At 73.4% G+C, this 8,593-nt stretch carries 8 protein-coding genes, 1 tRNA gene and 1 riboswitch; of the genes, 1 reads left to right on the top strand and 8 read right to left on the bottom strand.

Going from position 1 to position 8,593, the window contains the following annotated elements:
- From D8M29_RS05775 to D8M29_RS05750, 6 genes are all read right to left on the bottom strand, one after another.
- The coding region (locus D8M29_RS05775; RefSeq protein ID WP_148111527.1) for a DNA-3-methyladenine glycosylase I at nucleotides 1-369 on the bottom strand (369 nt) is incomplete at its 3' end.
- Nucleotides 370-474: 105 nt separating this feature from the next.
- Nucleotides 475-1,146, bottom strand: coding sequence for an ABC transporter ATP-binding protein (locus tag D8M29_RS05770; RefSeq protein ID WP_127435353.1), 672 nt, complete (start codon nucleotides 1,144-1,146; stop codon nucleotides 475-477).
- Nucleotides 1,146-2,282: a hypothetical protein gene (locus D8M29_RS05765; RefSeq protein ID WP_233437059.1), complete on the bottom strand. Its 1,137-nt coding sequence runs from the start codon at nucleotides 2,280-2,282 to the stop codon at nucleotides 1,146-1,148. The genes D8M29_RS05770 and D8M29_RS05765 overlap by 1 nt, the downstream gene beginning before the upstream one ends.
- Nucleotides 2,279-3,199 (bottom strand): hypothetical protein, encoded by a 921-nt coding sequence (locus D8M29_RS05760; protein ID WP_049147226.1) that lies wholly within the window; start codon nucleotides 3,197-3,199, stop codon nucleotides 2,279-2,281. Before D8M29_RS05760 ends, D8M29_RS05765 begins: the two co-directional genes overlap by 4 nt.
- 368 nt (nucleotides 3,200-3,567) lie before the next feature.
- Nucleotides 3,568-5,373 carry a phosphomethylpyrimidine synthase ThiC gene (thiC, locus tag D8M29_RS05755; protein ID WP_036341386.1) on the bottom strand — a complete coding sequence of 602 codons (1,806 nt, stop codon included), beginning with the start codon at nucleotides 5,371-5,373 and terminating at the stop codon, nucleotides 3,568-3,570.
- Nucleotides 5,372-5,483, bottom strand: a riboswitch (TPP riboswitch). (Overlaps the previous gene by 2 nt.)
- Before the next feature lie 61 nt (nucleotides 5,484-5,544).
- Nucleotides 5,545-6,702: a hypothetical protein gene (locus D8M29_RS05750; protein WP_127435604.1), complete on the bottom strand. Its 1,158-nt coding sequence runs from the start codon at nucleotides 6,700-6,702 to the stop codon at nucleotides 5,545-5,547.
- Between the two features lie 73 nt (nucleotides 6,703-6,775).
- Between D8M29_RS05750 and thiD the strand changes: the two genes are divergently transcribed.
- Nucleotides 6,776-7,630, top strand: a complete 855-nt coding sequence (gene thiD / locus D8M29_RS05745) for a bifunctional hydroxymethylpyrimidine kinase/phosphomethylpyrimidine kinase (RefSeq protein WP_127445842.1) — start codon at nucleotides 6,776-6,778, stop codon at nucleotides 7,628-7,630.
- A gap of 196 nt (nucleotides 7,631-7,826) precedes the next feature.
- Here thiD and D8M29_RS05740 read toward each other — a convergent pair.
- Nucleotides 7,827-7,899: transfer RNA gene (locus tag D8M29_RS05740), tRNA-Arg, on the bottom strand.
- A gap of 86 nt (nucleotides 7,900-7,985) precedes the next feature.
- Nucleotides 7,986-8,593: thiamine phosphate synthase (gene thiE / locus D8M29_RS05735; RefSeq protein WP_127445841.1), on the bottom strand; the 608-nt coding region annotated here is incomplete at its 5' end.

The following is an 8,593-nucleotide window of genomic DNA, read 5'->3' as shown; positions in this document are numbered from 1 at the left end:
GCCGGGGTCCGCCAGCAGCGCCTCGACCTCCGCGTCCCCGAACGCCGCGACGGCGTCCGCGTCGAAGCCCGCGAACACCTCCCGGAACCGGGGCCGCTTGGCCAGGACGGTCCGCCAGCTCAGGCCCGACTGGAACGCCTCGAGGACGAGGCGCTCGAACAGGCCCCGCTCGTCCGTGACGGGCAGGCCCCACTCCGTGTCGTAGTACTCCCGCAGCAGCGGATCCCGTGCCGCCCACGGCGGGCGGGCCCGCCCGTCCTCACCCACGACGACGCCACTCGGCGGCGCCTGTCGCCCGTCGGCCGGTGGATCCTCGGCGAGGGTGGAGACGGGGGCGGGGAGGCCGTCGTCGGCGTGGTGCGCGCTCATGCATCCGAGCCTAGGAGCGGCCCCGGACATCCGGAACCGGAACGCGACGCCCGGGGACGCCACGCCGTCTGCGGACACCTGTGCAGGAGGCACGGCCGGACCTCGTCACTCGAGCCGCCCGGCCCGCAGCCGCCACGTGTGGTCGCACCGGGCCGCCACGGCGGGGTCGTGCGTGACGACCACGATCGCCCGCTCCGGCTGGGACATGGAGCGGAAGAGCCCCATCACCTCGTCGGTGCGCTCCTCGTCCAGGGCGCCCGTCGGCTCGTCGGCGAGCAGCAGGGAGGGCCCCATGATCACGGCCCGGGCGATGGCCACGCGCTGGCGCTCGCCGCCGGAGAGCCGGCCGACGGGGTGGTGGAGACGGTCTCCGAGCCCGAGGCGCGTCAGAAGCTCGGCGGCCATGGTGCGGCGCTCCCGCTTCGAGGTGCGCGGCCGCGCGTAGAGCAGCGGCAGGGCCGCGTTGTCCACGGCGGTCGCCCGATCGATGAGCAGATGGTCCTGGAGCACGATGCCGCACGTCCGGTTCCGGTAGGCGTCGCCGTCGGACGACCGCGGTGCCGGCAGGCTCCGCCCGGCCACACGGATGCTCCCGGCGTCCGGTGTGTCAAGGCAGGCGAGGAGCCGCAGCAGGGTCGACTTGCCGGACCCGGAGGGTCCCATGATCGCGTGGACGCCGCCCCCGGGGACCTGGAGCGAGACGCCGCGGAGCACGGGGACATCCCCGGCGGGGCCGCGGTAGGAGCGGTGTACGTCGTGCACGGTGAGCAGGGACATCACACGGTCCTTTCGACGAGTGCCGCCGTGCGGACGGCCCGGTGCAGCTGGCGGAGGGGATGACGGGTGCACGCAGCGGCGATCGCCAAGACGACCGCCAGCCCGACCACGACGACGGCAGGCGCCGGACGCAGTCCGCCCGCTTCCGAGGCGATGCCGAGGCCGAGCAACGATCCGAGCACGGCCGGAATGCCCCATACCGCGGCCACGGATGTGGCGATCCGGAGCCGGATCAGTCGTCTGGGCGCCCCGACCGTCAGGTGCGCCAGCCACGTGGGCGTGAGTCGACGGGTCATGGTCGTCAGGAGGCTCACCACCGTCACGACGGCGCTGGCAAGCCCGGCGGTGTAGGCGGTGACCATGAGCGCGGCACCGCGGGCTTCTCGGGCGATCGGAGACCTGGCCGAGGCGATCGGGGCCAACTCGGCGACCACGCCCGTCTCGTCCTCGAGGACGTCGAGTGCCGCTCTCACCTCGGAGGCCGCGTCCTGGCATGCCACGACGGAACCGTAGACCGCCGCGAGCTGGGCCGGTTCGATCAGGCCGGCCATGGTCGTCGTGCTGGTGACGATGACGGGCGACTCACCCAGGGGCCAGAGGGATCCGTCGGCCCGCGGCGCGGCCGCGTCCCCGGGGAGTGGGCCGGCATAGCTGTGGGGTGTGGACCCCACGTACACGGTGCCGCCCGGTGCCCCGGAGGTGATCGCGGCGGGAGCGAAGTACACACCCTCGGCGGGACTGACGGCAGCAGCGGCGTTGAACTCCCGGGCCAGACCAGGCGTGGCGATGACCGCCCCCTGCAGCCGGGGGTCCTCGATTCCGATGGCGTCCGTCACGAGGAAGGCACGGGGGTCGACTCCGTCGACATGGGCGGCGAACGCCCGGGAGACGGTGTCGACGGCGCGGGGGTGGAGGTCGGTCGTGACGGCGGGGTCCAGGATCCTGGTTGCCACCAGGCCCGACGACTCGGCGTCCTCGAGCACCTCGAGCGCCGTGGTCACTCCGCCGGCGACGCCCAGGGCCAGTCCGAACACGACCGACGCCACGGTCGTGTGCAGCAGGGACAGGAACAGCAGTCCGGGCGTGTCGAACAGGTCGCGGAGGCCGTCCGCAACGGCCCGCATGGCTGCCGTCATGCGTGTGCCCTTCGGACCCAGAGGGTGGACAGGGTCGTGCCGAGGATGAGGATGGCGTCCACGACGAGCACGGCGGACCAGAGGAGAGCGGTGTCCCCCGTGAGCCCGATCTCCGCGTCCCACCGGGGCCATGCCACGAGCCAGACTCCGCCGGCACTCGCGGCGGCGGTCGTCCAGGCGACCATGGCGGGCCGGACACCGAGCCGGGCCGCTCGCAGTGGGGAGGCACCGACGAGGCGGTGCGAGGTGACGGCAGGGAGCAGTCGACTGCGCAGGGTCGTGCGCCAGACGACCTGGGCGCCCAGCAGGGCGAAGCCGGCGATCACGGCGAGCAGGGGCACATGGACACTGCGTCGCATCGCTGCCTCCCACGGCGGCGGGAGCGGGACGACGTCGACGACGACACCGGCCCGCCGCAGCGATTGGACGAGCTCGTCGACCTGGGCCGGTGAGCCGCCGATCACGCCGGCAAGGGACGAACTGTCGGTGGAGAGGAACGGGACCAGGAGGTCTGCTTCGGTGGCGCGATCCGGCGCGGAGGAGAGGTCTCGGACGACGACCCGATCGACGTCCGGCCAGCTCAGTTCGCCCGCAGCGGCACGTGCGGCAAAGGGGGAGGTGCTGGGGACGACCGCGGTCGGGGCGACGCCATCCGGGAGCACGTCCAGAGCAGGTCGGCCGGCGAGGGCAGTCACGTGGGGGCTCGTGGACGTGGCCGCAGAGCCGGAGTCCGGTCCCGTCAGCGACGTCCGGATCATGGGCCAGGCCTCGCCGGCGGGGAATGCCGAGATCTCGTACACCGTGCCGTCCATGCGCCAGCGTTCCTCCTTCTCCACCCCGACGTAGGACGCGAGGAGCGCTGCTGTTCCGAGCGTGATCAGGAGAAGGAGGAATCTCGAGACGAGCATCCGGGTCATCACGGCTGGCCCGAGGAGAGCTGAGCGGCTGGATGATGCCTCACCTGGGAAGCGCCCCTGGGGTGCGGACCGGCGGGGTCATGTCGACTTTCACGTCATATTCCATCCACTCAATTCCTGTGGGCGAATGGGACACGCATCACAGGGGCCTGACGGAATAGTGAGCCCAGTGTGTGTGAGTCAAGAGGCATCACCACTCGATCGACCACCGAGCGCACTGCCCCGTCCGTGGGGCCGCGCCTTCGCCGTCCCGGAGGGCCTTGTCCTGGCGATCGCGTCATGACCTGGTGGCGGCCCTCAGGTCATGACGCGATCGTCAGGTGGCGCAGGGGCGGGCCATCCCGCCCCACCTCACCCCGCGTCCGGCCTCAGGCGTCCGAGGCGGTGCGGATCGTCGGCTCGGGCAGGTACACGGACCCGCCGGCGGCCCGGAACTCCGCGGACTTCGCGGCCATGCCGGCCTCGGCGATCCGCGCCTGCTCGGACGCGCCGCCGAACTCGCTGCGGATGTCCTGGCTGATGCGCATGGAGCAGAACTTCGGCCCGCACATCGAGCAGAAGTGGGCGGTCTTGGCGGGCTCGGCCGGCAGCGTCTCGTCGTGGTACTCCTCGGCGAGCTGCGGATCCAGGCCGAGGCCGAACTGGTCGCGCCAGCGGAACTCGAAGCGCGCCTTGGACAGCGCGTCATCGCGGTCGCGGGCGCCGGGGTGGCCCTTGGCGACGTCGGCGGCGTGCGCGGCGATCTTGTAGGTGATCACGCCCGTCTTCACGTCGTCCCGGTCCGGCAGGCCCAGGTGCTCCTTGGGCGTGACATAGCAGAGCATCGCGGTGCCGTAGCGGGCGATCTCGGTGGCGCCGATGGCCGAGGTGATGTGGTCGTACGCCGGGGCGATGTCCGTGACGAGGGGGCCGAGCGTGTAGAACGGGGCGCCCTTGCACAGCTCCTGCTGGCGCTCCACGTTCTCCCGCACCAGGTGCAGCGGGATGTGGCCGGGGCCCTCCACCATGACCTGGACGTCGTACGCCCACGCCCGCTCCGTCAGCTCGGCGAGCGTGTCGAGCTCGGCGAACTGGGCGGCGTCGTTGGCGTCCGCCACGGAGCCCGGCCGCAGGCCGTCGCCCAGGGAGAACGCGACGTCGTAGCGCGCGAAGATCTCGCAGAGCTCGTCGTAGTTCTCGTAGAGGAAGTTCTCCTTGTGGTGGCCCAGGCACCAGCCGGCCATGATCGAGCCGCCGCGGGAGACGATGCCGGTCACGCGGTCCGCGGACAGCGGCACGTGGCGCAGCAGCACGCCGGCGTGCACGGTCATGTAGTCCACGCCCTGCTCGCACTGCTCGATCACGGTGTCGCGGAAGATCTCCCAGGTCAGGGCCTGGTGGTCGCCGCCGACCTTCTCGAGGGCCTGGTAGATCGGCACGGTGCCGATCGGCACGGGGGAGTTGCGCAGGATCCACTCGCGGGTGGTGTGGATGTCGTCGCCCGTGGACAGGTCCATCACGGTGTCCGCGCCCCAGCGGGTGGCCCACTGCAGCTTCGAGACCTCCTCGGCGATCGACGACGTCACCGCCGAGTTGCCGATGTTCGCGTTGACCTTCACGGCGAACGCCTTGCCGATGATCATCGGCTCCGACTCGGGGTGGTTCACGTTCGCCGGGATGATGGCGCGGCCGGCCGCGACCTCGGAGCGCACCAGCTCCACGTCCACGCCCTCGCGCAGGGCGACGTAGCGCATCTCCGGGGTGATCTCGCCGCGCCGGGCGTAGTGCATCTGGGTGACGCGCGCGCCCTCCTTGGCGCGCAGCGGGGGGCGGCGCTCGCCGGCCCACTCCTGTGAGGCGGCGCCGCGGCGCACGGCCGAGCGGCCGTCGTCGAGCAGGTCGCGCTCGCGGCCCTCGTACTCCTCGACGTCGCCGCGGGCGCGGATCCACTCGGCGCGCTGGGCCGGCAGGCCGCGCTCGGGCACGGAGCCCGGGCCCATGGTGCGGTAGACGGTCAGGGGCGCGTTGGGCGTGCCGTCGGGGGAGTCGTCCTGGTGGACCTCGGTGACGGGCACGCGGATGCCGTGCTCGGCGTCCTCGAGCCATCCCAGACGGTGCGTGGGGTAGTTCTCCTCGGCGACGACCTCGGCCGTCGACTCGGCTGCGGGCAGGGGGGTGCGCTCGGAAACGGACATGGCCGCGGCTCCTTCTTCCTTCGCCGGAATGACCCGGACAGGTTCAGACGGTCTCCGGGCGGCGTCAGCCCGGTCTCAGCCCCGTGCCGTGGGGCTCCCGGGGGATGCGAGCGACCCTAGCACGTCCCCCGCGAGGCCTCACCGCCGCCGTCCGGCCATGCGGCCGGGCGCTCAGGCGCGCGCCGCGCGGGCCGCCCGGCGGCGCACCGTGGTGCGCTCGACGATCCACGTCACGACCAGCATCACGATGATGACGATGCCGGCGTAGCCGAGGACGGGGTAGACGGTGCCCACGAGGTCGGAGAAGCCGACGCTCGAGAGCAGGGTGGCGGCCAGGGCCGTGACGACGGCGATGACCCAGCCCGGCACGCGGCGCATCGAGGACAGCAGGGCGATGCGCTCCACCCCGCCGTACAGGCACGAGACCGCCGTCGTGAACTGCGCCAGCAGCAGGACGACCGTGTACAGCAGGGCGGCCCAGCCGCCGATCATCGCGGCCAGCTCGACCATGGGCAGCTCGGCACGGCCGATGAGCTGGGCGTGGACGGTCAGCGCGGCCATCACCGCGCCGGCCATCACCACGAGGCCCAGTGCCCCGAGCCCGGCCCCGGCGACGAGGGAGCGGCCCGACGAGGAGCTCTCCTCGCCGATCGGGGCGAGCACCGCGTAGGCCAGCTGGATGTTGAAGGCCACGTACAGCACGCCCGAGAGCCACCACTGGTTGATCAGCGGGGACGAGGTCACGAGCGCGGCGACGTCGTCCACCGCGGCCCCCGGGTTCGCCAACCCCCACACCGCGACGCCGACGGCGACCACGATGATCAGGGGGACCACCACGGCCTGGACGCGCACGAGGCCCGTGATGCCGGCCAGCACCGAGACCACGCAGACGGCGGCCATCACCAGCGAGCCCACGAGCGAGGGCAGCCCGAACGCGGTGTGCACCGCCGCCCCGGCCCCGGCCAGCATGATCACCAGCGTCCCCAGCAGGGACGTGGTGATGCACAGGTCCGCGAACCAGGTGGGCACGCGCGACGTCGTGGGGTTCACGATCCGGTGGATGTCCGTGGTCCGCAGCTTCTGCGCCAGCCGCAGCACGATCACCGCGAGCAGGAAGAACAGCGCGCCGGCGATCACGAGCGCCCCCGTGCCGCCCCAGAGGCCGAAGCTCACGAAGTACTGCAGGATCTCGTTGCCCGAGGCGTACCCGGCGCCGATGGTGGTGCCGATGAACGTGGCGGCGATCCCGAGCGGGGAGGTCGGCCGCAGCGGCGCCGACTCCTCGGCTCGGCCGGGGTGCGCGGGGGAGCTCTCTGTGACGTGGGACATGCGACTACATTCTCATGGGCGGGATCGGCCCGGCCCGGGCGGCCGATCCGCCCCGACCCGAAGGAGCCCCCGCATGACCCCCGCCGTCCCCCGTGTGCTCAGCATCGCCGGCTCCGACTCCGGCGGCGGCGCCGGTGTCCAGGCCGACCTGAAGACCATCGCCGCGTGGGGCGGCTACGGGATGACCGCGATCACCGCGATCACCGCCCAGAACACGCAGGGCGTGCAGGCCGTCCACCCGCTGCCGGTGGACGTGGTGCGCGCCCAGCTCGACTCGGTCGCCGCCGACATCGCCGTGGACGCCGTGAAGATCGGCATGCTCGGCACGGTGGAGCTCATGCGGGCCGTCGCCGGCTGGCTCGAGGAGACCCGGCCCGCCGTCGTCGTGCTGGACCCGGTCATGGTGGCCTCGAGCGGGGACGCCCTCACCGCGGTCGGCGACGACGACGGGCGCGCCGCGTGGGCCCGGCTGCTGCGGGTGGCGCACCTGGTGACACCCAACCTGCCCGAGCTGGCCCGGCTGACCGGGCGGGACGCGACGGACTGGGACGCCGCCCTCGACGCGGCGCCGGGCCCGGCCGCCGAGCAGGGGGTGACGGCGCTGCGCAAGGGCGGGCACCGGGACGGGACCGGGGCGCCCGAGGCCGCGGCGGCGGAGGTGCCGGGCGCCGTCGTGCGCGTGGGCGGGGCCGTGCACGAGGTGCGCGGCGGGCGCGTGACGACCCGCGCCTCGCACGGCACCGGCTGCACCCTCTCCTCGGCGCTGGCCACGCTGGCCGGGGCGGGCCTGAGCTGGGAGGACGCACTCGAGCGGGCCAAGCCGTGGCTGGCCGACGCGATGCGGGCGGGGGAGGCGCTCGCGGTCGGGGACGCCTCGCGGCCGACGTGGCACGGGCCCGTCGACCACGGTCATGCGCAGCGGGGCTGAGGGCGGGACCTCCGGGCTTCGACACGTTCGAGGCGGGAAATCCGGCGAATACGCACCTCGGGACGTCCTATGAGGTCGATTTCCCGCCTCGAATGCCGGTGACCCGGACCTCCCGCTCCGCTCGAGCGTCCGGGTCCGCAGAACGCAGAAGAGCCGGACCACCGTGTCGCCACGGGGGTCCGGCTCTGTTCGCTCGTGCCCCCGGCAGGATTCGAACCTGCGGCCTTCTGCTCCGGAGGCAGACGCTCTATCCCCTGAGCTACGGAGGCGGGGGTCGCGACGCGTCGAGCGCGTTGCGGACTCGTCGACTCTACACCATCAGGACGGCCCGTCCGTGACCTCCCCGCGGGGCGCGTCAGCCGGGCAGGCCCCCGCGCAGGGTCCGGGCCGCGGCCTCGGGGTCCTCGGCCTGCGTCACGGCGCGGACCACCACGATCCGTTCCGCCCCGGCCGCGCGGACCTCGGGCAGCCGGTCCGCGTCGACGCCGCCGATGGCGAACCACGGCCGCGCCCCCGCCGGGTCCTCCGCGTCCAGGCGTGCGGCGAGGGTCGGCAGTTCCAGTCCGACGGCGGCCCGGCCCGGCTTCGTGGGCGTCGCCCACACCGGCCCCGTGCAGAAGTAGTCCAGGCCGTCCTCCGCGCGGGCGCCGCGCACCTGCGCCTCGGTGTGGCACGAGCGGCCGAGCACCACGTCCGGGCCCAGCAGGGCGCGGCACTGCGCGGTGGTCAGGTCGGTCTGGCCCGTGTGGAACACGTCCACCCCGGCCAGGGCGGCGACGTCGGCGCGGTCGTTGGCGGCCGAGAGCGCCCCGTGCTCCCGGGCCAGCGGGACGAGCGTGGCGAACGCGGCCAGCTCGACCGCCACGTCCACGGCCTTGTCCCGCACCTGGATCACGTCTACTCCGCCGCGGAACGCCGCCGCGCAGAAGTCGGCGAACGCGGCCGTGTCGAGCGTGCCGTCCG

It is taken from the genome of Micrococcus sp. HSID17227, assembly GCF_003989405.1.
Classification (GTDB): Bacteria; Actinomycetota; Actinomycetes; order Actinomycetales; family Micrococcaceae; genus Micrococcus; species Micrococcus luteus.
The sequence above is the reverse complement of the archived record's forward strand: the minus strand, read 5'-3'. Positions and strand labels throughout refer to the sequence as shown.

What these genes read in the sequence shown, in the direction of transcription:
- D8M29_RS05770 (WP_127435353.1), bottom strand. Translation starts at nt 1,146, where the DNA reads ATGTCCCTGCTCACCGTGCACGACGTACACCGCTCCTACCGCGGCCCC.
- D8M29_RS05765 (WP_233437059.1), bottom strand. Translation starts at nt 2,282, where the DNA reads ATGACGGCAGCCATGCGGGCCGTTGCGGACGGCCTCCGCGACCTGTTC.
- D8M29_RS05760 (WP_049147226.1), bottom strand. Translation starts at nt 3,199, where the DNA reads ATGACCCGGATGCTCGTCTCGAGATTCCTCCTTCTCCTGATCACGCTC.
- thiC (WP_036341386.1), bottom strand. Translation starts at nt 5,373, where the DNA reads ATGTCCGTTTCCGAGCGCACCCCCCTGCCCGCAGCCGAGTCGACGGCC.
- D8M29_RS05750 (WP_127435604.1), bottom strand. Translation starts at nt 6,702, where the DNA reads ATGTCCCACGTCACAGAGAGCTCCCCCGCGCACCCCGGCCGAGCCGAG.
- thiD (WP_127445842.1), top strand. Translation starts at nt 6,776, where the DNA reads ATGACCCCCGCCGTCCCCCGTGTGCTCAGCATCGCCGGCTCCGACTCC.